The following is a 24,511-nucleotide window of genomic DNA, read 5'->3' on the forward strand; positions in this document are numbered from 1 at the left end:
TAAAGCGGCTATTGTCGCCACATGGCGGATGCGGCCAGCCGGGTGGGCGTTCTCGTCTACCGGGATTGCTTCGCATCCGAGGCGTTCGCCGTGCTCGACGTGCTCACCCTGGCCAACCGTGTCGCGGAGTTCAACGGCCAACCGGTTCCGTTCATCACGACGCTGCATGCCGCTCGCCCGGGCGCCGTATCCGCGAGCGGCGGAATCGAAATGCGGGCTCCGCGAATGCGTTACGGCCTCGACCTCCTCGTGATTCCGGGATTCGACCTCAGCCCGGTTCAGGACATCGACGGCCGGCTCGAGACGTGGGGGGACGAGATCGCGCTCCTTCGACGGGTTGCGGCGCGGGGCATCCCGACCGCGAGCATCTGCGTCGGTGCTTTCCTCCTGGGCGCGGCCGGCATGCTCGACGGACGGCGCGCGACGACCGCGTGGCTGTTCGCCGACGAGCTGGGCAGGCGTCACCCCGAGGCGATCGTGGACCGTGATGCGCTCCTGATCGAAGACGGGCCGATCACGACGACCGGCGCGTTCAGCGCGTCACTTGACCTGGCGCTACATCTCGTCCGCTTGCGCGCGGGCGCCACCGTGGCCCGCACCACATCGAAGATCACCCTGACCACACCGGGCCGCGCGCTGCAGTCGCCCTACATCGACGAGACCCTCGATGGGAGTGTGCGGCAAGGGTTCTCGACCCATGTGCGGCGCGACCTCTTAGCCAACCTGGATCGGGAGTACAACCTGGCCGCGCTCGCGGCCGCACACCATGTGAGCACCCGCACCATGCTTCGGCGATTCCGGGCCGAGACCGGTCAGACGCCGCTGGACTTCGTCCAGGCGGCGCGGGTGTCCCGGGCGAAGCAGCTCCTGGAAGCGACGGACCTCAGCATCGAGCAGATCGCGCGGTCGGTGGGCTACCGGGACACCGGCACGTTCCGCCGATTGTTCTCGGGTGCGGTCGGCTTGAGGCCGTCGGACTACCGGCGCGCGTTCGCCACCCGTGATGCGGCTCGCTAGCCGCGGACGACCTTGCCGGCCTTGATGCAGGACGTGCAGGCGTTGATCCGCTGCTTGTTGCCGCCGGGACGCGTCACGACGTGCACGGTCTGGACGTTGGGGTCCCACCGGCGACTGGTGCGGCGGTGGGAGTGCGACACCGACTTACCGAAGCCGGGGCCTTTCCCGCAGATATCGCACACAGCGGCCATTCTTCAAGCTCCTCAAAATTCGGGGGCCCGGCACTCAGGATGGATCTCGACGAGCCGGGACGGCCCAGGCTGACCCGGGCCAGCCCAGAATACCGACTGCTGCGGGCAACCACCAAAACGGTCAACAGTCCACGCACGGCAACGACCGGCGCCGTCGCCCGCGCTGGCTAGGCTCAATATGCCGGTTTACTCGAGTGAGGCTCCGAGGAGGTGGGTCACCCTGAGCACGTCGTCGCGGGATCGTTTGCTGGACGCGGTGGCCCTACGCGACTGGGCGCACACCGCCGTCAGCGACCTGATCACCCACCTCGACGAGATCAACCGGCTCAACGTGTTCCCGGTCGCCGATTCCGATACCGGCGCCAACATGCTGTTCACCATGCGTTCCGCCCTGGCCGAGGCCAACGCACGCGCCGACGGCGGCTCCGGATGCGTGGCCCGCGTCGCGGGCGCCCTGTCGGCCGGGGCGCTGAACGGGGCCCGCGGCAATTCCGGCGTGATCCTGTCCCAGATCCTGCGCGGTATCGCCGATGTCACCGCCGGCGCGGCTGCCGACCGCGGCGGTGAATTGGCCGATATGGATGCCGCGACCCTGGCCGGCGCGCTGCAACGCGGCGTCGATCTGGTCATCGCCTCGATGGGCGGGCAGGAGGTCCCGGGAACCATCGTCTCGGTCCTGCGGGCCGCGGCCGAGGCCGTCGAGGAATGCGCGGACGACGGGCTGGGCCCGGCGATCACCGCCGCCGGCGACGCGGCGGTCGTCGCGCTGGAGAAAACCACCGAACAGCTCGACGTCCTCGCCGATGCCGGTGCGGTCGATGCCGGGGGAAGGGGCCTGCTGGTCCTGTTGGACGCGCTGCGCAGCACCGTCATCGGGCAGGCGCCCGCCCGCACGGTGTACGAGTTGGCGCCCCGCGCGCCGCAGCCGGAAGCCCCCGCCGAACGCCCCGCGCCGCAGTTCGAGGTGATGTACCGCCTGGACGGGTGCGATCCCGCGGCGGCGGACGCGCTGCGGGACCGGCTCTCGGAATTGGGTGATTCCGTGGCCATCGCGCCCGCGACCGCGCCCGGCACCTACTCGGTGCACGTGCACACCGACGACGCCGGCGCCGCGGTGGAAGCGGGCCTGGCGGGCGGCCGGCCGAGCCGGATCGTGGTCTCGGCCCTGAGCTCCGGCGTCACCGGGCTGCCGGCGGGCAGCTGGACGCGGGAGCGGGCGGTATTGGCCGTGGTCGACGGCGATGGCGCCGCCGAGCTGTTCGCCGGTGAGGGCGCCTGCGTGCTGCAACCAGGTCGCGAGGCGGACGACCCGGCCACGGATATCAGCGCCCACCAGCTGGTGCGCGCGCTCGTCGACACCGGCGCCGCACAGGTCATGGTGCTGCCCAACGGCTATGTGGCCGCCGAGGAGCTGGTCGCCGGCTGCACCACCGCCATCGGGTGGGGCATCGACGTGGTGCCGATACCGACCGGCTCGATGGTGCAGGGGCTGGCCGCGCTGGCCGTGCACGAAACCGATCGCCAGGCCGTCGACGACGGCTACACGATGGCCCGCGCCGCCGGGGCCGCCCGGCACGGGTCGGTGCGCATCGCGACCGAAAGCGCGCTGACCTGGGCCGGTCGCTGCCAGCCCGGTGACGGCCTGGGCATCGCGGGCGACGAGGTGCTGATCGTGGCGGCCGATGCGGCCGGGGCGGCGATCGGCCTGCTCGATCTGCTGCTGGCGTCGGGCGGCGATCTGGTGACGGTGCTGGTCGGGGCCGGCATCGAAACCGAAGCCGCCGCTGTCGGCGACATCCTGCAACAGCATGTGCATGACCACCATCCGGGGACCGAGCTGGTGATCTACCGCACCGGCCATCGCGGCGACGCCCTGCTGATCGGGGTCGAGTAGCCGTGGTGTCACTGGGTGACCGGCTGGACTACATCGTGGGCGCCAAGGCCGCCGGCGACCTCGACGACGTCTTCGGCATCCGGACCGTCGACGACCTGCTGCGGCATTACCCGCGCGCCTACACCGAGGGCGCCGCCGTGCGCGGTGCGGAGGACGAGCGGCCGGAAACCGGCGAGCACATCACGATCGTCGACACGATCACCGCCACCGAGACGTTCCCGATGAAGAAGAACCGCAAGAAGCTGTGTCACCGCATCACCGTCGGCTCCGGACGCACCAGGGTGACCGCCACATTCTTCAACGCGAACTACATCAAGAAGGACCTCACCAAGGACACGAAGGTGATGCTCTCTGGGGAAGTCGGGTTTTTCCGGAACGTCATGCAGCTCACGCATCCGGCGTTTCTGATCCTCGACTCGCCGGACGGACGCAACCGCGGCACGAAGTCGCTGAAAACCATCGCCAACGCCTCGCACGCCGCCAGCGGCGAAGAAGTGGTGGAGGTGTACCAGCGCCGCTTCTTTGCGATCTATCCGGCCAGCGCGAAGCTGCAGAGCTGGGACATCTTCGCCTGCGTCCGCCAGGTGCTCGACGTCCTGGATCCCGTGCCCGATCCGCTGCCCGCCGAACTGCGCGACCGGTTCGGCCTGATCTCCGAGGACCAGGCGCTGCGCGCCATCCATCTGTCCGAAAGCGGCGAAGAGCGGGAGCGCGCACGGCAGCGGTTGACGTTCGACGAGGCCGTCGGCCTGCAGTGGGCGTTGGTCGCCCGCCGCCACGGTGAACTCTCCGAGTCGGGCCCGCCGGCCGCGCCGCGCCCGGACGGTCTGGCGGCGGAGTTGCTGCGGCGGTTGCCTTTCGAGCTGACGGCGGGACAGCGCGAGGTGCTTGCGGTGTTGTCCGACGGGCTGGCTGCGACCCGCCCACTGAACCGGCTGCTGCAGGGTGAGGTGGGCTCGGGCAAGACGATCGTCGCGGTGCTGGCGATGCTGCAGATGGTGGACGCCGGTTACCAGTGTGCGCTGCTGGCGCCGACGGAAGTGCTTGCCGCACAACATCTCCGGTCGATCCGCGACGTCCTGGGGCCGTTGGCGATGGGCGGCCAGCTGGGTGGGGCCGAGAACGCCACCACGGTGGCGCTGCTCACCGGTTCGATGACCGCTGCTCACAAGCAGCAGGTCCGCGACGAGATCGCCAGCGGTCAGGTCGGCATCGTCGTCGGCACCCATGCGCTGCTGCAGGATGCGGTGGACTTTCACAACTTGGGCATGGTGGTGGTCGACGAGCAACACAGGTTCGGGGTGGAGCAGCGAGATCAGTTGCGCGCCAAGGCTCGTGCCGGCATCACGCCACACCTGTTGGTGATGACGGCCACGCCGATCCCGCGCACCGTTGCGCTCACCGTCTACGGGGACCTGGAAACCTCGACGCTGCGCGAACTTCCGCGCGGGCGCCAGCCCATCACCAGCAACGTCATCTTCATCAACGACAAACCCGCCTGGCTCGGCCGTGCCTGGCAGCGCATCATCGAAGAGGTCGCCGCCGGCCGCCAGGCTTATGTGGTGGCACCCCGGATCGACGAATCGGACGAGCCACCGAAAGGGGACTCGCAGCAAGGGGAGCAGAAGGACCAGAACGCCCGACCGCCGGAAACGGCCGAAGGCCTTTACGCCCGATTGCGTTCCGGCGAGCTGGCGAACCTGCGGCTCGGGCTCATGCACGGGCGGCTGTCCGGCGAGGAGAAGGACGCCGCTATGGCCGCCTTTCGCGCCGGCGAGATCGATGTGTTGGTGTGCACCACCGTCATCGAGGTAGGTGTGGACGTCCCCAACGCCACGGTCATGTTGGTGATGGACGCCGATCGGTTCGGAATCAGTCAGTTACATCAGCTGCGGGGTCGTATCGGCCGCGGCGAGCATCCGAGCCTGTGCCTGTTTGCCAGCTGGGCTTCGCCGCGCTCGCCGGCCGGTCACCGGTTGTCCGCCGTTGCCGCAACAATGGACGGGTTCGCCCTGGCCGACCTCGATCTCAAGGAACGCCGCGAAGGAGATGTGTTGGGCCGCAACCAGTCCGGCAAGGCGATCGGGCTGCGGCTGCTGTCGCTGGCCGACCATCTGACTTACATCGAGGCCGCGCGGGACTTCTGCGCGCGCGCCTACGAGGACGGACATTCGCATCCCGGGCTGGAGGTGCTGGCGGCGCGGTTCACCGACACCGAACGCATCGAATACCTGGACAAGTCGTGAATCGCAAAGTGCTGCTGTGGTTGTCGCTCGCGGCGGCGCTCGCGGTGCTGGTCGCCTACCAGACGCTGGGCTCCTTGGCGGCCAAGCGCGCCGAAGTCGCCGCCCGCGCGGACGTCCCGACCGTGCAGCCCGGCGCCGACGTGCTGGCGGGCATACCCGTGCTGCCGCAGCGGATCCACCGCTACGACTACCGCAGGGCGGCGTACGGCGACGCGTGGGACGACGACAATGATGCCCCGTTGGGCCACAACGGGTGCGACACCCGCGACGACATCCTCGACCGCGATCTCGTCGACAAGACATACGTGTCGGTCAAGCGCTGCCCGACTGCGGTGGCCAGCGGGACCCTGCACGACCCGTACACCAACGCCACCGTCGCGTTTCAGCGCGGCGCCAAGGTCGGCGAATCGGTGCAGATCGACCACATCGTCCCGCTCGCCTACGCCTGGGACATGGGGGCCTACGCGTGGCCTGAGCCCGAGCGCCGGCGCTTCGCCAACGATCCGGCCAACCTGCTGGCCGTCGAGGGGCAGGCCAACCAGGACAAGGGCGATTCGCCGCCGGCCCAGTGGATGCCGCCGAACGCCGCCTTCGCGTGCCAGTACGCCATGCAGTTCATCGCCGTGCTGCGCGGTTACCAGTTGCCCGTCGATCAGCCCTCGACCGACGTGCTGCGCCGGGCCGCGGCTACCTGCCCGGCGGGCTGACCCTACACGTTTCCCACGGTTTCCTCCGAGTGTGTCTACGACTGTAGACAAGGGGATGACACGGTGTTACCGTTGATATGTCTACAGATGTAGACATAATCGGCTTTGACGCTAAAAGCACTGAACGGCAGGCGATCACGAGCCGGCGCGAAGGGGATCGGTCCGTGAACGGAGCACACGACCTGGGCGGAATGCAGTCCTTCGGACGCATTCCGCGGCCACAGGACGAGCCGGTATTTCACGCCCCGTGGGAGGGTCGCGTGGAGGCCATGACGATGGCGCTGCTCGTCGCGGGCCACCTCGGCGGTGGCGGCGTGTTGCGCTATGCCATCGAGAGCCTGCCGCCGCTTCGCTACTTGCGGGACGGTTACTTCGGTCGCCACCTTGACGGGCTGGAAGGGGCGCTGGTGGACCGCGGTCTCTTAGGCCCGGCCGAGATCCGCGATCGCATCGAGCGGCTCACCGGCGGTGGAGACCCGCCAGGCGGCAGCGGCGACGTTCACTCGCCCGGCACACCGGGACCGCCGACACGAGGCGGTGAACCGAGTAATCGCCGCGAGGCCGATCATCCGGGCCGGTTCGCAGTGGGCGACGAGGTCATCGCACGCAATATTCATCCCCGCGGTCACACCAGGCTGCCCCGTTATGTGCGCGGTCGTCGCGGCGTCGTCGCCCACGTCCATTCCGCCGCGGTGTTTCCCGACACCGACGCACATGGCATGGGCGAGAACCCGCAACGCGTCTACACGGTGAGCTTCGACAGTCGCGAGCTGTGGGGAGACACCGCAGAGCCCAATTTGAAAATCCAGCTCGGACTGTGGGAAAGCTATTTGGATCCAGCATGAATCATCAAGACAGCCAACAATATTCGGATCAATTGGATCCCGCCCTGCGAACCCGCGCGATCGAATCACTCCTGCTGGAAAAGGGGCTGATCACACCCGCGGCCACCGACGCGGTCGCCGCGATGCTCGAACACGACATCGGTCCGCTCAACGGTGCGCGAGTCGTAGCCCGCGCCTGGAGCGACCTGGAGTACAAGGAGCGCCTCCTGGCGGACGGCAACGCCGCCCTGGAAGAACTTGGCCTCACCGCCCCAACCGAGCTCGTCGTCGTGGAAAACACGGATGGCGTCCACAACGTGATCGTCTGCACGCTGTGCTCGTGTTACCCGTGGACCCTCCTGGGTCTTCCGCCAACCTGGTACAAGTCTCCCGAGTACCGGGCTCGCGTGGTGATCGAGCCTCGCGCGGTGCTCGCCGAGTTCGGAGTGCACCTGGACGAGTCGACCGAAATCCGTGTCTGGGACTCCACCGCGGAGACGCGCTATCTCGTCTTGCCCCGCCGGCCCGCCCACACCAGGGGCTGGAGCATGGACGACTTCGTCGCGATCGTCACCCGCGAGGCGATGACCGGTGTCGCCCTCGTCGCCGACCCGCCCGAACGGCAGACGCGTCGCCGACCGTGAATCTTGCTACGCGACGCGCCGATCAGCCGTCGTCAGATTCACAGTCGGCGACAACAAGCTACGGGCCCTCGTAGGTGTCCGGGTCCGGGCGCAACCGGGTGCCGTCGTTGAGGCCGCTGATCGCATCCATGTGCTCGGCCGCCAACTCGAAGTCGAACACGTCGAGGTTGCCGGCGATGTGCTCGGCGTCGGCCGACCGGAAGACGACCGCGTTGCCCAGTTGCAGGTTCCATCGCAACAGCACCTGCGCGGCTGTCTTGCCGTACTCGCCGGCGACCGAGGCCACCGTTGGGTTGTCGTTCAGCTTGCCCAGCGCCAGCGGCGTGTACGACTGCGTGACGACGTTGTGTTGCGTGTTCACCTTGCGCAGCTCGTCCTGGTTGAACAGCGGGTGCAGCTCGATCTGGTTGACCGCCGGGGTAAAAAAGGCGAGGTCGATGACGGTCGTCAGGTACTCCTCGGTGAAATTGGAGACACCGATCGAGCGCGCATGGCCCTCCCCGCGACACTGGATCATGCCGCCGAAGGAGTTCACGTAGTTGCCCGCCGACGGCACCGGCCAGTGGATCAGATAGAGATCGACGTAGTCCAGGCCGAGGCGCTCCAGGCTGGTGTTGCAGGCCTCCTGGGCCTTCATCAAGCCGTGGTCGGCGCAGGCCAGCTTCGTGGTGACGAACAGCTCCGCGCGCGGAATCCCGGAGGCCGCGATCGCGCGCCCGACCCCGGCCTCGTTCCCGTACACCGAGGCCGTGTCGATGAGCCGGCAGCCGAGTTCCAGTGCCGTCGACACCGCGCGTTCGGCCTCGTCGTCGGATAGATCGGCGACGCCCAGGCCGAGCACCGGCATGGTGTTCTCGTCATTGAGAGCTATCGAGGGTATGGCTGAGGATCCGGCCGAGCCCGACTCGCCAGTCAACGTCATTCACCTACCTGCGAAATTGAAAGTTCGTGGATTCGGACCAAGCCGGGTTCCGTCGTCCAGCGAGGAGATCGTCGACATTTCGTTTTCGCTCAGTTCGAAATCGAACACGTCGAGGTTGCTCGCAATCCGTGCGGGGTTGACCGACTTGGGAATCACGATATTACCCAGCTGAATATGCCAGCGAATCAACACCTGGGCAGCTGTCCGCCCACACTCCGCCGCGACAGCGGTGATCATCGGATGCGTCAGCAGCGATCCCTGGCCCAGGGGCGCCCACGCCTCGGTCGCGATGCCGCGTTGGGCGTGCACCTCGCGCAATTCACTTTGGGTGAATCGTGGGTGCAGCTCGATCTGATTGACCGCCGGAACGATGCCAATGGCATCGATGAGAACCGAGAGGTGCTCGGGTTCGAAATTGCTGACTCCGATGGACCGGATACGGCCCTGGTCGCGCAGGTGCGCGAATGCCTTGAAGGTGTCGACGAACTTGTTCAGCGCCGGCTGCGGCCAATGGATCAGATAGAGATCGAGATAATCCAGCCCGAGCCGGTCCATGCTCGCGTCGAATGCCCGCAGCGTGCTGTCGTAGCCCTGGTCCGGGTTCGCCAATTTGGTTACCACGTACAGTTGGTCGCGCGGCACGTCGGAGGCGGCAACCGCGCGTCCGGTCTCCCGCTCGTTGCGGTAGGCCGCGGCAGTGTCGATATGTCGGTAACCGGCGCGCAGGGCGGCAGCCACCGCCTGTTCGGTGTCTGCCGGCGGGATCTGGAAGACTCCGAGCCCGACGGCGGGGATCGAATTTCCGTCATTCAGCGTCACCAAGGGAGCTGCCATGACACAGAGTCTGCCAGGCGCGTGGGACTTGGACCTCGGAGCGAGACAGGCGCCGATCGGATGGACCAGCCGCCTGCAGGGCCTGGCCACCACGGCCGGTGTCAAGGTCATTCCATGGATCCCGACGGCCGCCCAGCGGATGCTGGTCCGCGGGCGGGCGATCATGATCGACGGCAACACGCTGGATCCGACGCTGCAGCTGATGCTGACGGGCCAGCGGGTTGTCGGCATCGACGGCCTGGTCGTCGACGACGACGCGGCGGCCTCCCGCGCCCAGATGCGCGAGGGCCTGCTCAGATTTTCCGGTCCGCAGATTCATGTCGAGGTGGACGAGATCACGCTGCCCGGGCCGGGCGGTCAGATCGCGGCGCGGCACTATCGCCCGCCCAACGGTGCGGCGGCGCCGTTGCTGGTCTTCTATCACGGCGGTGGCTGGACGATCGGTGACCTGGACACCCATGACGCGCTGTGCCGGTTGACCAGCCGCGATGCCGGCATCCACGTGCTGTCGGTGGACTACCGGCTGGCCCCCGAGCATGTGGCGCCGGCCGCGGTGGAGGACGCCTACGCCGCCTTCACCTGGGCATACGAGCACGCCGGCGAACTCGGTGCGATTCCCGGGCGTGTCGCCGTGGGCGGCGACAGCGCCGGCGGGAACCTCGCCGCCGTCGTGTGCCAGCTGGCGCGCGACGCGGGGGAACCCGCGCCGGTGCTGCAGTGGCTGCTCTACCCGCGGACCGATTTCACCGCGCAGACCCGGTCGATGAGCCTGTTCGCCCGCGGCTTCCTGCTGACCAAACGGGACATGGACTGGTTCGAATCGCAATACCTGCGGCGTTCCACGCTCGACCGGACCGATCCGCGGCTTTCCCCACTACTGGCCGAGTCGCTGTCGGGGCTGGCGCCGGCCTTGATCGCGGTCGCGGGTTTCGACCCGCTACGCGACGAGGGCGAGAGCTACGCGACCGCGCTGCGGGCCGCCGGCACGCCGGTGGACCTGCGGCCCATGGGTTCGCTGACCCACGGCTTCGCCAGCCTGTTCCCGCTTGGTGGCGGCAGTGCCGCGGCCACCAGCGAACTGATCTCGGCCCTGCGCGCTCATCTGAGCCGGGCCTGACCGTCGCCCGCCGGTAATGTAGAGGCGCGCCGCCCGACCCACGCACAAGCCCGCACCGAAGGATCACCGAACCAGTGGCCGACAAACCCAACCGTCCCCCTCGATACGACTTGAAGTCCGGCACCGGCAAATCCGGCAGACTCTTCCAGATCGGCGGCACCGCCTTCGTCGTCATCCTGCTGGTCGCGATCGTCTCCTACATCGTGATGACCCACCACAACAAGAAGGCCGCGGCCAGCGGCGAGGGCGACACGGTGCGGGTGACGTCGAGCAAGCTGGTGACCCAGCCCGGGACGTCCAACCCCAAGGCCGTCGTCACCTTCTACGAGGACTTCCTGTGCCCGGCGTGCGGCAACTTCGAACGCACCTACGGGCCAACGGTCTCCAAGCTCATCGATACCGGCGCGATAGCGGCCGACTACGCCATGGTTGCCATCCTCGACAACTCGAGGAACCAGAACTATTCGTCGCGGGCGGGCGCGGCGGCGCTGTGCGTCGCCGATGAGTCCATGGACGCGTTTCGCCGCTTCCATACGGCGCTGTACACCACCCGAGTCCAACCCGACGAACGCGGCAGCAGCTTTCCCGACAACGCGAAACTGATCGAACTCGCCCGCGAAGCCGGCGTCGTGGGCAAGGTCCCGGACTGCATCAACAGCGGAAAGTACCTCTCCAAGGTCACCGGGGAAGCGGCGGCCGCAAACATCACCGCCACCCCGACGATCAAGATCAACGGCGAGAACTACGAACCGACGACGCCTGATGCACTGGTCGCCAAGATCAAGTCCATCGTGGGCGACGTGCCGGGGCTCGACAACGCCGTCGCCCCCGCGGCGTAGTGACGGTTGCGGTGTCAGCAGAAGCCGCCGCGCCCCCCGACGACCTGACGCCGGAATCGTCGCCCGTAGCGTCCGTACCCGCGCTCAGCGCATGGTGGGTGCTGATCGCCGGAGCGATCGGCTTGTTCGCGTCGCTGACGCTGACGGTGGAGAAGGTCAAAATCCTGCTCAATCCGTCCTACGTGCCGTCGTGCAACTTCAACCCGATTGTCTCGTGCGGCTCGGTCATGGTCACACCGCAGGCATCCCTGCTGGGCTTTCCCAACCCGCTGCTGGGCATCGTGGGCTTCACCGTCGTGGTCGTCACGGGTGTGCTCGCTGTGGCGAAAATCCCTCTGCCCCAATGGTATTGGGTTGGGCTGGGGGTGGGAACCCTGGTCGGTGCGGTATTCGTGCACTGGCTGATCTTCCAGAGCTTGTACCGAATCGGGGCGTTGTGCCCGTACTGCATGGTGGTCTGGGTGGTCACCATCTCGCTGCTGGTGGTGATTTTCTCCGTCGTGCTGCGCCCGGTGCTGGCGAGCACGGACCGCGCAGTGGTGCGGGTGCTGTTCGAGTGGCGATGGTCGATCGCCGCGCTCTGGTTCACCGCCGTGTTTCTGCTGATCTTGGCGCGGTTCTGGGACTATTGGTCCACGCTTTTGTGAGCCTCGGCGAGTGACACGGATCATCGGCGGCATCGTCGGTGGGCGACGTATTGCGGTCCCGCCGAAGGGAACCCGGCCGACCACCGATCGGGTCCGGGAGTCGCTGTTCAACATCGTCACCGCCCGGCGCGAGCTGAGCGGGCTGGCGGTCCTGGACCTCTACGCCGGCTCGGGGGCACTTGGGCTCGAGGCCCTGTCCCGCGGTGCGGCATCCGCGCTTTTCGTGGAGTCCGACCAACGTAGCGCCGCCGTCATCGCCCGCAACATCGAGTCGCTGGGCCTCACTGGGGCGACGCTGCGCCGTGGCCCGGTGGCTGCGGTGTTGGCGGCCGGGAGTCCTGCCCCGGTGGACCTGGTGCTCGCAGACCCGCCCTACGACATCGAGGCCGCCGAAATCGAGGCCGTCCTGGCCGCACTGACCGCGCACGGCTGGGTGCGCGAGGGAACCGTCGCGGTGGTCGAGCGTGCCGCCGCCGGGCCACCGCTGAACTGGCCGGCCGGCTGGTCGTCGTGGCCGTCGCGCGTTTATGGCGACACCCGGTTGGAGCTGGCTGAACGGCTGTGAGACAGCGTGTAGCGTCATCGAGCATGAGCGGCGCGGTATGCCCGGGGTCGTTTGACCCGGTGACGTTGGGCCACATCGACGTTTTCGAGCGCGCCTCCGCCCAGTTCGACGAAGTCGTCGTGGCGATCCTGACCAACCCCGCCAAGAAGGGCATGTTCGACATCGACGCGCGAATCGCGATGATCGAAGAATCCACCACCCACCTGCCGAACCTGCGCGTGGAGGTCGGAGAAGGTCTCGTCGTCGACTTCGTCAGGTCGCGGGGGATGACGGCCATCGTCAAGGGCCTGCGCACCGGCACCGACTTCGAGTACGAGCTGCAGATGGCGCAAATGAACAAGCACATCGCCGGCGTCGACACTTTCTTCGTCGCGACCGCCCCGCGGTATTCGTTCGTGTCGTCGTCGCTGGCCAAAGAGGTCGCGACGCTGGGCGGTGACGTGTCGGAGCTACTACCCGAGCCGGTGAATCGCCGACTGCGCGAACAGTTGTCCGATCGCACGGACTGACGAGTCCGCTCCTGCATACGGGTCGTCGACGTTCTCCGTGAGCATCGGACCGAAAAATGCTGCCGCACAAAATATTTGAAATGTCCAAGGGAGGTATTTGGGCCTAGCGGTGTCGCCAACGAGTTTCAAACGATGCACATTCGCGCGAGCAAATGACAGCAATGTGTAACAAATTCGTTGGCTTTTGGAACACGACGGCAACAATTTCGGTGGACCCTGAATGCCACACGGCGGCCATTAAGGGGTCAGGGTGAAGAGGGCACTAATGGGCGTGTCGGCGGCAACAGCCATTGCGCTCGTACCGCTCTGCATTCCACCAGCACAAGCACACGCCGATCCCTGTGTCAGCATCATCACTGCCACTGGCGACCAGGCCTGCGTCGACGGATTCCAGCGCGATAACCCCAGGCACAGATACCGGCTGGGCGATTGCGAGGGCGCGAGCCCCTATGACGGACAGATGGGCCAAGTTTGCGGGTAACTTCTGAGCCGGCCGCCCGGTGACAGGTAGCCAGCGTGAAGGAAGCCTCCACGGCCATGAAGGACCAAATTCTCCGGAGACGGGATTCCCGCTTCCTGCAAGAACGCTAGTGGTGGCTGTGGCCACTCTGATCCGGCGCTGCCTCGGGCGAACCGCCCATCATGCGCAGCATCGGAAGTCCCCCTGAGGTGACGAACCGCAGCACCAGGACGGCCGTGAGGCCGAGGAAGGCGATGTTGAGCCAGGTGGTGTAGTTCCACGAGATCGACGCTTCCATGACCGTGGCGTTGCGGGAGTGTGGGATGAGATCGGCTGTGCCAAAAATCAATTCGACAAGGTACCCGGCGGCGACCATCGCGACGTAGAAGGTGCCGAGCAGTGCCAGCGCCATTTTGACGCCGTAATACTTCCGATAGATATTCAAGATCGGCAGGATGATCAGGTCGGCGAAGATGAACGCGATGACACCGCCGAAGCTGATGCCGCCGTTCCAAAGCACCGCGGCCAGAGGCACATTGCCGATCGAACAGACGAAGGACACGATCGCCACGACGGGCCCCACGAGCGGCCCCCACAGCGCCGCCCAGCCCGGGTGACTGGCCAAAAAGAAGCTCTGCCAGAAGCTTTCGGGAACCCACGCCGCGAGCGCACCCGCAATCAACAGGCCCAGCACGAGATCGCGCAGGATCGCCAGCCACTCCATGACGAACACATGCGAAACGGAGGTGAAGCCCTGCCCGGACAACAGCCGCCGCCAGAACGAGCCGTCGCCTTTGATGGACATGTCCATGGCGGCGTGGCCTTCCATCGATCCGGCGATTCCCCGCTCGGCCTGCTCGCGGGCCGCGTCGATCAGGCGAGAGCGCACGAAAAGCCGGAACAGTACGGCCAATACGACGATCATCAGCGGGCCGCCGACGAATTCCGCGGCGGTGAACTGCCAGCCCACCAGCAGGGCGAGGATGACGCCCAACTCGACCACGAGATTGGTGGAGCCGATTTCGAACGCCATGGCGGCGGTGAAGTTGGCGCCTTTGCGAAACAGCGATCGAGCCAGGGCGACCGCGGCGTAGGAGCACGACGACGACGCGGCTCCCAGCCCCGCGGCCACCGCCAGCGTTCGGGGCCGATCGTCGCCCATCAGGCTCACGATGGTTGAGCGCCGCACCACGGCTTGGACCACCGCCGACAACGCGAAGCCCAGGATCAGTGCCCAGGTGATCTCCCACGTCATCGACCCCGCCAACGCCAACGCATGCCCGATTGCCGGTAGCACCTTGTCCATCACTGGTCCTCCGCTCCGGTTCGTCCCGCGGCGATACTGCGGCGATAATACCCTACAGGGGTATATCCCGCGTGCTGTCGGCCGGCGAAGTTAGAGTCGGGCACGTGTTGCAAACGGTCGCGATCCGCGGGTACCGCTCGCTGCGGGAAGTAATCCTGCCACTGGGCCGGCTGTCGATCATCACGGGCGAAAACGGCGTCGGAAAGTCGTCGCTGTATCGCGCGCTGCGATTGCTGGCCGATTGCGGTCGCGGCGAGGTGATCGGGTCGCTGGCCCGCGAGGGCGGCCTGGAATCCGTGCTGTGGGCCGGGCCCGAGCAACTCGGCGCCGCGCGCCGGACGGGAAAGGCGCAAGGAACCGCGCGCAACAACCGGCCGGTGTCTCTCGAACTCGGTTTCGCCGCGGACGATTTCGGCTATCTGGTGGATCTCGGGCTGCCGCAGTCGACCGGCCGGGCCCGGTCGGCGTTCGCGCGCGATCCGGAGATCAAGCGAGAGGCGTTGTTCGTCGGCCCGGTACTGCGGGCGGCGACCACCCTGGTGCGCAGGACGCGCACCTTCGCCGAAGTCAGCGCGCAATCGGGCAGTGGCTTCGACGAGCTGTGCCGAACGTTGCCGTCGTATCGCAGCGTGCTGGCGGAATATGCCAACCCGCAAGCGCTTCCCGAACTCGCCGCCGTGCGTGAGCGGCTGCGCGGCTGGCGCTTCTACGACGGTTTCCGGGTTGACGCCGGGGCGCCTGCGCGGCGCCCGCAGGTGGGCACCCGCACCCCGGTGCTCTCCGATGACGGCCATGATCTGGCCGCCGCCATCCAGACGATCATCGAGGCCGAAATCGATGATTTGAGCCGCATCGTCGCCGACACCTTCGACGGCGCGACGGTCTCGGTGGTCGCCAACGACGGGCTGTTCGACCTCCAGCTGGGCCAGCGCGGCATGCTGCGACCGCTGCGGGCGGCCGAGCTGTCCGACGGCACCCTGAGGTTTCTCCTGTGGGCCGCCGCCCTGCTGAGCCCGCAGGCGCCGTCCCTGATGGTGCTCAACGAGCCGGAAACCTCGTTGCACCCGAGCCTGGTGGGTCCGCTGGCGTCGCTGATCCGCGCGGCGGCGTCGCAGACCCAGGTGGTTGTCGTCACCCATTCGCGTTCGCTGCTGGGATTCCTGGAGGACGCGGCGGTCGGCATCGAGCTGTACAAGGACTTCGGCGAGACCCGCATCACCGGCCAGAGCCTGCTGACCACCCCGCGTTGGGACTGGGGCAAACGCTAGGAGCCGACCGCCTGACCCTTCGCCGGCAACAAGATCGATGCTGGCGAAGGCTCATATACTGACGGCAAAATAACCGGACTTTGCCAACTCCGGCACTGCCGCAAATATGGACGGTAACGATCTGGTCAACGCCGGTGTGCTGGGGTTTTCCCGTTTGTTCCCCGAGCAAATGCCCGACACACCGGCCTCGCCACCGCCGTCACAGACGTAACACCAGGCACACTGGTAACAACAGGAGCTTTTGCAAGACGCCAGGAGGGCATGGCCGTGTATCGAGTGTTTGAAGCGCTGGACGAATTGGGCGCCATTGTCGAGGAAGCCCGCGGCGTGCCGATGACGGCCGGATGCGTGGTGCCCCGCGGTGATGTCCTCGAGCTGATCGACGACATCAAAGACGCAATCCCCGGCGAGCTGGACGACGCCCAGGATGTGCTGGACGCGCGCGATTCGATGCTGCACGACGCAAAGACGCATGCCGAATCCATGGTGTCGTCGGCGACCACGGAGTCGGAGTCGATGCTCAACCACGCCCGCGCCGAGGCCGACCGCATCCTTTCGGACGCAAAAGCCCAGGCGGACCGCATGGTGAGCGAGGCGCGCCAGCACAGCGAGCGGATGCTCGGTGAGGCCCGCGAGGAGTCGATCCGCATCGCCACGGCGGCCAAACGCGAGTACGAAGCCAGCGTCGGGCGCGCCCAGGCCGAAGCCGACCGGCTGATCGAAAACGGCAACATCTCCTACGAGAAGGCCGTGCAAGAGGGCATCAAGGAACAGCAGCGCCTGGTGTCGCAGAACGAGGTGGTGCAGGCGGCCAACGCGGAATCCACCCGCCTCATCGACACGGCGCACGCCGAGGCCGATCGCTTGCGCGGCGAGTGCGACATCTACGTCGACAACAAGCTCGCCGAGTTCGAGGAGTTCCTCAACGGCACGCTGCGCTCCGTCGGCCGCGGCCGCCACCAGCTGCGCACGGCGGCCGGCACGCACGACTACGCGACGCGCTAGCCCCCGCGGCAGCCGTTGACCGCTTCGTTGCGCCCTCGCGCCGGGCGGCGCGCGCCGTAGGATTTCCCCTATGGCGCGGCAGCACAGCACCACGGCGCGGCGACACCCGACCTCGCCGATGGCGATCGATATCACCCGGCTCGGGCGACGCCCGGGCGCAATGGTCACCCTGCGCGACACCGTGCCCAGCCCGTCACGCATTGGGCGGGACATGATCGCGATCCAACCCGGCGCGCCGGTGGAACTGGATCTGCGGGTCGAGTCGGTGTCGGAAGGCGTCCTGGTCACCGGGACGGTGGCCGGGCCGACCGTCGGCGAGTGTGTCCGCTGCCTGACCGAGGTCACCGGCCGCGTCGAGGTCGCGCTAACCGAACTCTTCGCGTATCCAGACAGCACGACCGAGGCGACCACCGAGGAAGACGAGGTCGGCCACATCGTCGAGGACATCATCGACCTCGAGCAGCCCATCGTCGACGCCGTCGGACTGGAGCTTCCGTTCGCCCCGCTGTGCAGGCCGGATTGCCCGGGATTGTGCCCCGAATGCGGTGTTTCGCTGGCCGCGGAGCCGGGCCATCACCATGACCGCATCGACCCGCGATGGGCGAAGCTGACGCAGATGTTGGAACCCGAAGCGTCCCAGCCGGATTCGCGGGGTGAGCAGTGAGCTCGCGGCAGGTCCTGCTCGACGCGCTCGGAGTCGAGCTGCCCGAGGAGCTGCTCTCGTTGGCATTGACACACCGCAGCTATGCCTACGAGCACGGCGGGCTGCCGACCAACGAGCGGCTGGAGTTTCTCGGCGACGCGGTCCTGGGCCTGACCGTCACCGACGAGCTCTACCACCGTCATCCCGACCGTTCGGAGGGAGATCTCGCCAAACTGCGCGCCAGCGTGGTCAACACCCAGGCGCTGGCCGACGTGGCACGCAACCTGGCCGAAGGCGGGCTCGGCGTTCATCTGCTGCTGGGCCGCGGCGAGGCCAACACCGGCGGAGCCGACAAGTCGAGCATCCTTGCCGACGGCATGGAGTCGCTGCTGGGCGCGATTTACCTGCAGCACGGCATCGACACGGTGCGCGCGGTGATCCTGCGACTCTTCGGCCCGCTGCTGGACGCCGCACCCACGCTGGGCGCCGGGCTGGACTGGAAGACCAGCCTGCAGGAACTGACCGCGGCGCGCGGCATGGGCGCGCCGTCTTACGTGGTCACATCCACGGGGCCGGACCACGACAAGGAATTCACCGCTGTGGTGGTCGTAATGGAAACCGAATACGGGTCCGGGGTGGGCCGCTCCAAGAAGGAAGCCGAGCAAAAGGCCGCCGCCGCGACCTGGAAAGCACTCGAAGTGCTGGACACCGCGGGGAAATCGTCCGCATAGATCGAGGGTGATGACCCGCAGCGCCCGGCTTCGCCGCGCTTGCGATCATGCCCAATTCGACGGTGATGACCCGCAGCGCTTGGCTTCGCCGCGCTTGCGATCATCACTAGATGCCTGAACTACCCGAAGTCGAGGTGGTGCGCCGCGGCTTGCAGGCCCATGTGGTGGGCAAGACAATCACCGCCGTTCGGGTCCACCATCCCCGCGCGGTACGCCGCCACGAGGCCGGGCCCGCCGACCTGACCGCCCGCCTGCTCGACGTGGGGATCACCGGAACGGATCGTCGGGGCAAGTACTTGTGGCTGACGCTGGAATCCGGTGAGGCGCTGGTGGTTCACCTCGGCATGAGCGGGCAGATGCTGCTGGGGACCGTCCCGCGCGCCGATCATGTTCGCATCTCCGCGCTGCTCGACGACGGGACCGTGCTGAGCTTCGCGGACCAGCGGACGTTCGGCGGCTGGATGCTCGCCGACCTCGTGGAAGTGGACGGCAGTGTGGTGCCGCAGCCCGTCGCGCACCTGGCGCGTGACCCGCTCGATTCCCGGTTCGATGCCGACGCTGTCGTAAAAGTGTTGCGGCACAAGCACTCCGAGATCAAGCGCCAGCTCCTGGATCAGCAGGTGGTGTCGGGGATCGGCAATATCTACGCCGACGAAGCGCTGTGGCGGGCCAAGGTGCACGGTTCGCGAATCGCCGCGACGATGACCCGCAAACAGCTTGGCGCGGTGCTGGATTCGGCCGCGGAGGTGATGCGCGAAGCCCTGGCGCAGGGCGGGACATCGTTCGATTCGTTGTATGTCAACGTCAACGGCGAGTCCGGGTACTTCGACCGCTCCCTGGACGCCTATGGCCGTGAAGGTGAAAGCTGCCGGCGCTGCGGCGCGGTCATGCGCCGGGAGAGGTTCATGAACCGCTCGTCGTTCTACTGCCCGAAATGCCAGCCGCGGCCGCGGCGTTGAGGGTGCATGCCGATCAATCAAAGATGTCGCGGCGCAAAGCTCCTGGCGAACTTGGTGATAGGGCCGGGTCCACGAACCACTCACACGGGAATATCAGACCGAAGAGTTGGGGTGGCACTCGAAGCAGCGCCTCGAACAGGCGCGCGGCCCGGCCAGAGCCTCCGATCTGCGAGCGGTGTGCGGCGAGCGCGTCCCGCTTCTGCCGCGCGAAACGAAAGACGTTGATGCGATGGGTGATGCTCGCCCGCGGAGCGTATGCAGTGCGGACGATGTCCCGCTCGTATGGTGCTGGTAGCCGCAGCAGATGAGCCAGATCGCTGGTCCGGCGCAGTAGTTCGCGCGGCATGGTCGTCTCGAGCACCCGCGGGGTCGCCGCGAGCTCGGCTGCCCGCGCGCCGACGTGATGTACCTGCACATGATCTCGATGGCCGTAGCCGCCGTTGCGCTCGTAGCTGAGCAGCAGGTCCGCTTCTTCCTCGCTAAGTATGTCGGCCAGCCGCTGCGCCGCCTCATCGACATCGGCTCGCCCGAACCTGACCCGGCCGGGTGGATCCGGGTAGAAATCGGGACCGTAGCCGCTATCGGCGTAACCGAGGCACTCGACCCGGTGAACGCCGAGAATGCCCGCGCTCAAACGCAATTCGTTCAGCCGGACGCCATCGTCCTCGTTGTGCACCCGCCCGTCGGTCGCCGTGACGAGAACCACGCGGTGCCCCGCCGCCGCCGCCCGCGCGAGTGTTCCGCCGGTGAGGATTACCTCGTCGTCGGGATGGGCGTGGAACGCGACGACAGTGGCCATGCAACGCAGTATGCCCGCCCGGTAGAAATGACCTATGACGGAACTGTGGGTCGAACGCACCGGATCGCGCCGCTACACCGGACACAGCTCACGGGGTGCGCAGGTACTCGTCGGCTCCGAAGACGTCGAGGGCGTATTCACCCCCGGCGAGCTGCTCAAGATCGCACTCGCCGCATGCAGCGGGATGGCCAGCGACGAGCCGCTGGCCCGCCGGCTCGGAGACGACTACAAAGCGGTGGTCAAGGTGTCCGGACCCGCCGACCGGGAACAGGAGCGTTATCCGCGGCTCGATGAGACCCTCGAGCTCGACCTGTCGGGATTGTCGGACGAGGAGAAGGAACGCCTGCTGGTGGTGGTGAACCGGGCCATCGACCTGGTCTGCACGGTCGGGCGCACGCTGAAATCCGGCACAGAAATCAACTTCGAGGTCGCCAGTGTCGAATCCAACGTCGGATCCTGACGTCCGGCTCACCGCCTGGGTGCACGGGCGGGTCCAGGGCGTCGGTTTCCGCTGGTGGACCCGCTGCCGCGCCCTGGAACTAGGCCTCACCGGGTACGCGGCCAACCAGTCCGACGGCCGCGTGCGCGTGGTCGCCCAGGGTCCGCGCGAGGCGGCCGAGAAACTGCTGCAGCTGCTGGACGGCGGGGGCACTCCCGGGCACGTCGACAAGGTCGTCGCCGATTGGTCGGCGCCAACCGAAGAGTTCGAGGGATTCGTCGAGCGCTGACACCCCTCGGCTCAGTGACTGATGTGGCCCCTGTGGCCAGTGCGTCGACACGTGAACGCCAGGCAAATTTCCTGCCAGCCGACACCCCTCGGTGAGCGGGGTCGGGGCCAATTTGACCGGTAGTCTGGCGAGCCGTGTACCTCAAGAGTCTGACGCTGAAGGGCTTCAAGTCCTTCGCATCGCCGACGACTCTGCGCTTCGAGCCGGGCATCACCGCCGTCGTCGGCCCCAACGGCTCCGGCAAATCCAACGTGGTCGACGCCCTGGCATGGGTCATGGGGGAGCAGGGCGCAAAGACGCTGCGCGGCGGAAAGATGGAAGACGTCATCTTCGCCGGCACCTCGTCGCGCGCGCCGCTGGGCCGCGCCGAAGTCACGGTCACCATCGACAACTCCGACAACGCGTTGCCGATCGAGTACTCCGAGGTGTCGATCACTCGGCGGATGTTCCGTGACGGCGCCAGTGAATACGAAATCAACGGCGCCAGTTGCCGTTTGATGGACGTGCAGGAGCTGCTGAGCGATTCGGGTATCGGGCGAGAGATGCACGTGATCGTCGGGCAGGGCAAGCTCGACGAGATCCTGCAGTCGCGTCCCGAGGATCGCCGGGCGTTCATCGAGGAAGCCGCCGGCGTGCTCAAGCATCGCAAGCGCAAGGAAAAAGCTCTCCGCAAACTCGAAGCGATGTCGGCGAACCTGGCCCGGCTCACCGACCTCACCACCGAGCTGCGCCGCCAGCTCAAACCGCTGGGCCGGCAGGCCGAGGTGGCCCGTCGCGCCCAAACCATCCAGGCCGATCTGCGCGACGCCAAACTACGCCTGGCCGCCGACGACCTGGTCAGCCGGCAGGTGGAGCGCGAGGCGATCTTGGAGGCCGAGGCGGCGATGCGCCGCGAACACGACGAGGCCGCCGCCCGCCTCGCGGTGGCATCCGAGGAGCTGACCGCGCACGAGACCGCGCTCGCCGACCTTTCCGGCCGCGCCGAGTCGGTTCAGCACACCTGGTTCGGGTTGTCCGCTCTGGCCGAACGCGTGGGCGCCACGGTGCGCATCGCCAACGAGCGCGCCCAGCATCTCGACCTGGAGCCGGCGACGACGGGAGACACCGACCCCGACGCGCTGGAAGCCGAGGCCGAGCAGGTTGCGGCCACCGAGCAGCGGCTCTTGGCGGAGCTGGCCGCGGCGGGCACCCGGCTGGATGCCGCCCGCGCGGAATTGGCCGAACGCGAGCGCGCGGCCGCCGAGGCCGACCGCGCCCACCTGGCGGCGGTACGGGCCGAGGCGGACCGGCGGGAGGGCCTGGCGCGGCTGGCCGGTCAGGTGGAGACGATGCGAGCGCGCGTCGAATCGATCGACGACAGCGTCGCGCGCCTGACCGAACGAATCGAACACGCCGCCACCCGCGCGCAGCAGACCAAGGCGGAGTTCGAAACCGTGCAGGGCCGCGTCGGCGAACTAGATCAGGGCGAGGTCGGCCTGGACGAGCACCACGAACGCACGGTGGCCGCGCTGCGGTTGGCCGACGAACGCGTCACCGAGCTGCAGTCCGCCGAGCGGGAGGCCGAACGTCAGGTGGCGTCGCTGCGGGCCCGCATCGACGCGCTCTCGGTGGGCCTCGAGCGCAAGGACGGCGCCGCGTGGCTTACGCAAAACTACAGTGTCGCAGGGCTTTTCGGTCCCGTCGCCAAGTTGGTCAAGGTCCGGTCCGGCTACGAGACGGCGTTGGCCGCCGTGCTCGGGTCCGCGGCGGACGCGCTGGCCGTCGAGGGCTTTGGCGCCGCCCGTTCGGCGGTCTCCGCGCTCAAGGCGGCCGACGGCGGCCGCGCGGCCCTGGTGCTGGGCGATTGGCCCGCCGACAATCCCGCGCCGGCCGGTGAGCTACCCGGCGGCGCCCTGTGGGCGCTCGATCTGGTCGAGGCACCGCAGCGGCTGCGCGGCGCGATGGTCGCCATGCTCTCCGGGGTCGCGGTAGTCGGCGACCTGGGACAGGCGCTGGATCTGGTGGCGGCGCGCCCGCAATTGCGCGCGGTCACCCTCGACGGCGACCTGGTGGGCGCCGGCTGGGTGAGCGGCGGTTCCGACCGCAAGCTGTCCACGCTGGAGCTCACCTCGGAAATCGACAAGGCCGGCAGCGAGCTCGCCGCGGCGGAGGCGCAGGTGGCTCAGCTGAGTGCGGCGCTGTCCGGCGCGCTGGCCGAGCAGAGCGCCCGACAAGACTCCGCCGAGCAGGCGCTGGCCGCCCTCAACGAATCCGACACCGCGATCTCGGCGATGTACGAGCAGCTCGGCCGGCTCGGCCAGGATGCCCGCACCGCCGATCAGGAGTGGAACCGGCTCCTGCACCAGCGCGAGGAGTTGGAGTCGGGGCGGGCGCAGACGGTCGAAGAGGTCACCGAGCTCGAGACCCGGCTGCGCAACGCCCAAGAGACGCAGCATGTCCAGGTGGCCGACCCGGTCAACCGTCAGCAGATCGCGGCGGCCGCCGAAAGCGCGCGCGGCGCCGAGGTGGAGGCGCGGCTGGCCGTCCGCACCGCCGAGGAACGCGCCAACGCGGTGCGCGGGCGGGCGGATTCGTTGCGCCGCGCGGCCGCCGCCGAACGCGAGGCACGGATCCGGGCCCAGCAGGCGCACGCGGCGCGATTGCGCGCGGCCGCGGTGGCCGCCGCGGTGGCCGACGCCGGGCGGCTGCTGGCCGAGAGGCTGGACCGCGTGGTCGAGGCGGCGTCGCGGATCCGCGACGCGCTGGTCGCCGAGCGTCAGGAGCGCTCGGTGGCCATGGCGGCGGTCCGCGACGAGGTGCATCAGCTGGGGGCCCGGGTGGCGACCCTGACCGATTCGCTGCACCGCGACGAGGTGGCCAACGCCCAGGCGGCCCTGCGCATCGAGCAGCTCGAGCAGATGGTGCTGGAGCAGTTCGGCATGGCGCCGGCCGACCTGATCGCCGAGTACGGCCCCGACGTCGCGCTGCCCCCCACGGATCTCGAGATGGCCGAATTCGAGCAGGCCCGCGAGCGTGGTGAGCAGGTCACCATGCCCGCACCGATGCCGTATGACCGGGCCACCCAGGAGCGCCGGGCCAAACGCGCCGAGCGTGAGCTGGCCGAGCTGGGCCGGGTCAACCCGCTGGCGCTGGAGGAGTTCGCCGCGCTGGAGGAACGCTACAACTTCCTGTCCACCCAGCTCGAGGACGTCAAGGCGGCCCGCAAGGATCTGCTGGACGTCGTCGCCGACGTCGATGCCCGCATCCTGCAGGTGTTCACCGACGCCTTCAACGATGTGGAGCGCGAGTTCTCCGACGTGTTCACCGCGCTGTTCCCCGGCGGCGAGGGCCGGCTGCGGCTGACCGATCCCGACGACATGCTCACCACCGGCATCGAGGTCGAGGCGCGTCCGCCGGGCAAGAAGATCACCCGGCTGTCATTGCTGTCCGGCGGCGAAAAGGCCTTGACCGCAGTGGCGATGCTGGTGGCGATCTTCCGGGCCCGCCCGTCGCCGTTCTACATCATGGACGAGGTCGAGGCCGCGCTCGACGACGTGAACCTGCGCCGGCTGATCGGTCTGTTCGAACAGCTGCGCGCCCAGTCGCAGATCATCATCATCACGCACCAGAAGCCGACGATGGAGGTCGCCGACGCGCTGTACGGCGTGACGATGCAG

Annotated in this window: 24 protein-coding genes; 19 read left to right on the forward strand and 5 right to left on the reverse strand. The window is 67.8% G+C overall.

Annotation, left to right across the window (positions count from 1 at the left end):
- Positions 1 to 21: 21 nt before the first annotated feature.
- Positions 22 to 1,017, forward strand: a complete 996-nt coding sequence (locus tag A5736_RS11355; protein WP_076246218.1) for a GlxA family transcriptional regulator — start codon at positions 22 to 24, stop codon at positions 1,015 to 1,017.
- On the opposite strand, the gene rpmB is transcribed toward A5736_RS11355, so the two are convergent.
- Entirely contained in the window at positions 1,014 to 1,208 is a 195-nt protein-coding gene (rpmB, locus tag A5736_RS11360; RefSeq protein WP_076125869.1) for a 50S ribosomal protein L28, read from the reverse strand. The genes A5736_RS11355 and rpmB overlap by 4 nt on opposite strands.
- Positions 1,209 to 1,386: 178 nt before the next feature.
- Between rpmB and A5736_RS11365 the strand changes: the two genes are divergently transcribed.
- From A5736_RS11365 to nthA, 5 genes are all read left to right on the forward strand, one after another.
- Entirely contained in the window at positions 1,387 to 3,102 is a 1,716-nt protein-coding gene (locus tag A5736_RS11365) for a DAK2 domain-containing protein (RefSeq protein WP_083667336.1), read from the forward strand.
- Positions 3,103 to 3,104: 2 nt separating this feature from the next.
- Positions 3,105 to 5,348 carry an ATP-dependent DNA helicase RecG gene (recG, locus tag A5736_RS11370; RefSeq protein WP_076246220.1) on the forward strand — a complete coding sequence of 748 codons (2,244 nt, stop codon included), beginning with the start codon at positions 3,105 to 3,107 and terminating at the stop codon, positions 5,346 to 5,348.
- Positions 5,345 to 6,055: an HNH endonuclease family protein gene (locus A5736_RS11375; protein WP_076246221.1), complete on the forward strand. Its 711-nt coding sequence runs from the start codon at positions 5,345 to 5,347 to the stop codon at positions 6,053 to 6,055. The genes recG and A5736_RS11375 overlap by 4 nt, the downstream gene beginning before the upstream one ends.
- Positions 6,056 to 6,219: 164 nt before the next feature.
- Complete coding sequence (gene nthB, locus A5736_RS11380) at positions 6,220 to 6,900, forward strand: nitrile hydratase subunit beta (protein ID WP_076246223.1); 681 nt, start codon at positions 6,220 to 6,222, stop codon at positions 6,898 to 6,900.
- The gene (nthA, locus tag A5736_RS11385) at positions 6,897 to 7,523 is read left to right on the forward strand and encodes a nitrile hydratase subunit alpha (protein WP_076246225.1); all 627 of its coding nucleotides are present in this window, start codon (positions 6,897 to 6,899) and stop codon (positions 7,521 to 7,523) included. The genes nthB and nthA overlap by 4 nt, the downstream gene beginning before the upstream one ends.
- A gap of 58 nt (positions 7,524 to 7,581) precedes the next feature.
- Here the strand turns inward: nthA and A5736_RS11390 are convergent, their stop codons facing one another.
- Positions 7,582 to 8,439, reverse strand: a complete 858-nt coding sequence (locus A5736_RS11390; RefSeq protein WP_175611248.1) for an aldo/keto reductase — start codon at positions 8,437 to 8,439, stop codon at positions 7,582 to 7,584.
- 6 nt (positions 8,440 to 8,445) lie between these two features.
- Positions 8,446 to 9,279, reverse strand: coding sequence for an aldo/keto reductase (locus A5736_RS11395; RefSeq protein ID WP_076125856.1), 834 nt, complete (start codon positions 9,277 to 9,279; stop codon positions 8,446 to 8,448).
- On the opposite strand from A5736_RS11395, the gene A5736_RS11400 reads away from it, so the two are divergent.
- The 5 genes from A5736_RS11400 to coaD all read left to right on the forward strand — a co-directional run bounded on the left by A5736_RS11400 (position 9,278) and on the right by coaD (position 12,956).
- Positions 9,278 to 10,396 (forward strand): alpha/beta hydrolase, encoded by a 1,119-nt coding sequence (locus A5736_RS11400; RefSeq protein ID WP_076246227.1) that lies wholly within the window; start codon positions 9,278 to 9,280, stop codon positions 10,394 to 10,396. The genes A5736_RS11395 and A5736_RS11400 overlap by 2 nt on opposite strands.
- Positions 10,397 to 10,470: 74 nt before the next feature.
- Positions 10,471 to 11,235 carry a DsbA family protein gene (locus tag A5736_RS11405; protein WP_076246229.1) on the forward strand — a complete coding sequence of 255 codons (765 nt, stop codon included), beginning with the start codon at positions 10,471 to 10,473 and terminating at the stop codon, positions 11,233 to 11,235.
- A complete protein-coding gene (locus A5736_RS11410; RefSeq protein WP_076246231.1) occupies positions 11,235 to 11,882 on the forward strand; it encodes a vitamin K epoxide reductase family protein in 648 nt (215 codons plus the stop codon). Before A5736_RS11405 ends, A5736_RS11410 begins: the two co-directional genes overlap by 1 nt.
- A gap of 10 nt (positions 11,883 to 11,892) precedes the next feature.
- On the forward strand, positions 11,893 to 12,447 hold the full coding sequence (gene rsmD / locus A5736_RS11415) for a 16S rRNA (guanine(966)-N(2))-methyltransferase RsmD (protein ID WP_076246232.1): 555 nt from the start codon (positions 11,893 to 11,895) through the stop codon (positions 12,445 to 12,447).
- A 23-nt stretch (positions 12,448 to 12,470) separates the two neighbouring features.
- Positions 12,471 to 12,956, forward strand: coding sequence for a pantetheine-phosphate adenylyltransferase (gene coaD, locus A5736_RS11420; protein ID WP_076125844.1), 486 nt, complete (start codon positions 12,471 to 12,473; stop codon positions 12,954 to 12,956).
- A gap of 587 nt (positions 12,957 to 13,543) precedes the next feature.
- Here the strand turns inward: coaD and A5736_RS11425 are convergent.
- Positions 13,544 to 14,722: a permease gene (locus A5736_RS11425; protein WP_076246234.1), complete on the reverse strand. Its 1,179-nt coding sequence runs from the start codon at positions 14,720 to 14,722 to the stop codon at positions 13,544 to 13,546.
- Positions 14,723 to 14,826: 104 nt separating this feature from the next.
- Here A5736_RS11425 and A5736_RS11430 point away from each other — a divergent pair, with 104 nt between their 5' ends.
- The 5 genes from A5736_RS11430 (at position 14,827) to mutM (ending at position 19,328) form a co-directional block, all read left to right on the forward strand.
- On the forward strand, positions 14,827 to 15,990 hold the full coding sequence (locus A5736_RS11430) for an AAA family ATPase (RefSeq protein WP_076246236.1): 1,164 nt from the start codon (positions 14,827 to 14,829) through the stop codon (positions 15,988 to 15,990).
- A 267-nt stretch (positions 15,991 to 16,257) separates the two neighbouring features.
- Positions 16,258 to 16,995: a cell division protein SepIVA gene (gene sepIVA, locus A5736_RS11435; protein ID WP_076063359.1), complete on the forward strand. Its 738-nt coding sequence runs from the start codon at positions 16,258 to 16,260 to the stop codon at positions 16,993 to 16,995.
- Between the two features lie 70 nt (positions 16,996 to 17,065).
- On the forward strand, positions 17,066 to 17,659 hold the full coding sequence (locus A5736_RS11440) for a DUF177 domain-containing protein (protein WP_175611246.1): 594 nt from the start codon (positions 17,066 to 17,068) through the stop codon (positions 17,657 to 17,659).
- Complete coding sequence (gene rnc / locus A5736_RS11445; protein ID WP_076246238.1) at positions 17,656 to 18,369, forward strand: ribonuclease III; 714 nt, start codon at positions 17,656 to 17,658, stop codon at positions 18,367 to 18,369. Before A5736_RS11440 ends, rnc begins: the two co-directional genes overlap by 4 nt.
- Before the next feature lie 110 nt (positions 18,370 to 18,479).
- Positions 18,480 to 19,328: a DNA-formamidopyrimidine glycosylase gene (mutM, locus tag A5736_RS11450; RefSeq protein ID WP_076246239.1), complete on the forward strand. Its 849-nt coding sequence runs from the start codon at positions 18,480 to 18,482 to the stop codon at positions 19,326 to 19,328.
- Positions 19,329 to 19,341: 13 nt separating this feature from the next.
- Here mutM and A5736_RS11455 read toward each other — a convergent pair whose 3' ends face one another.
- Positions 19,342 to 20,127 carry a PIG-L deacetylase family protein gene (locus tag A5736_RS11455; RefSeq protein ID WP_076246241.1) on the reverse strand — a complete coding sequence of 262 codons (786 nt, stop codon included), beginning with the start codon at positions 20,125 to 20,127 and terminating at the stop codon, positions 19,342 to 19,344.
- A gap of 34 nt (positions 20,128 to 20,161) precedes the next feature.
- On the opposite strand from A5736_RS11455, the gene A5736_RS11460 reads away from it, so the two are divergent.
- The 3 genes from A5736_RS11460 to smc all read left to right on the forward strand — a co-directional run.
- Positions 20,162 to 20,587, forward strand: a complete 426-nt coding sequence (locus A5736_RS11460; RefSeq protein WP_076246242.1) for an OsmC family protein — start codon at positions 20,162 to 20,164, stop codon at positions 20,585 to 20,587.
- The gene (locus A5736_RS11465; protein WP_076246244.1) at positions 20,562 to 20,855 is read left to right on the forward strand and encodes an acylphosphatase; all 294 of its coding nucleotides are present in this window, start codon (positions 20,562 to 20,564) and stop codon (positions 20,853 to 20,855) included. The genes A5736_RS11460 and A5736_RS11465 overlap by 26 nt, the downstream gene beginning before the upstream one ends.
- Positions 20,856 to 20,989: 134 nt before the next feature.
- The coding region (smc, locus tag A5736_RS11470) for a chromosome segregation protein SMC (RefSeq protein ID WP_076246245.1) at positions 20,990 to 24,511 on the forward strand (3,522 nt) is incomplete at its 3' end.

It is taken from the genome of Mycobacterium sp. SP-6446, assembly GCF_001954045.1.
GTDB lineage: Bacteria > Actinomycetota > Actinomycetes > Mycobacteriales > Mycobacteriaceae > Mycobacterium.

What these genes read in the sequence shown, in the direction of transcription:
- mutM (WP_076246239.1), top strand. Translation starts at nt 18,480, where the DNA reads ATGCCTGAACTACCCGAAGTCGAGGTGGTGCGCCGCGGCTTGCAGGCC.
- coaD (WP_076125844.1), top strand. Translation starts at nt 12,471, where the DNA reads ATGAGCGGCGCGGTATGCCCGGGGTCGTTTGACCCGGTGACGTTGGGC.
- A5736_RS11425 (WP_076246234.1), bottom strand. Translation starts at nt 14,722, where the DNA reads ATGGACAAGGTGCTACCGGCAATCGGGCATGCGTTGGCGTTGGCGGGG.
- nthA (WP_076246225.1), top strand. Translation starts at nt 6,897, where the DNA reads ATGAATCATCAAGACAGCCAACAATATTCGGATCAATTGGATCCCGCC.
- A5736_RS11395 (WP_076125856.1), bottom strand. Translation starts at nt 9,279, where the DNA reads ATGGCAGCTCCCTTGGTGACGCTGAATGACGGAAATTCGATCCCCGCC.
- A5736_RS11400 (WP_076246227.1), top strand. Translation starts at nt 9,278, where the DNA reads ATGACACAGAGTCTGCCAGGCGCGTGGGACTTGGACCTCGGAGCGAGA.
- A5736_RS11365 (WP_083667336.1), top strand. Translation starts at nt 1,387, where the DNA reads ATGCCGGTTTACTCGAGTGAGGCTCCGAGGAGGTGGGTCACCCTGAGC.
- A5736_RS11455 (WP_076246241.1), bottom strand. Translation starts at nt 20,127, where the DNA reads ATGGCCACTGTCGTCGCGTTCCACGCCCATCCCGACGACGAGGTAATC.
- A5736_RS11355 (WP_076246218.1), top strand. Translation starts at nt 22, where the DNA reads ATGGCGGATGCGGCCAGCCGGGTGGGCGTTCTCGTCTACCGGGATTGC.
- A5736_RS11460 (WP_076246242.1), top strand. Translation starts at nt 20,162, where the DNA reads ATGACGGAACTGTGGGTCGAACGCACCGGATCGCGCCGCTACACCGGA.
- rpmB (WP_076125869.1), bottom strand. Translation starts at nt 1,208, where the DNA reads ATGGCCGCTGTGTGCGATATCTGCGGGAAAGGCCCCGGCTTCGGTAAG.
- A5736_RS11440 (WP_175611246.1), top strand. Translation starts at nt 17,066, where the DNA reads ATGGCGCGGCAGCACAGCACCACGGCGCGGCGACACCCGACCTCGCCG.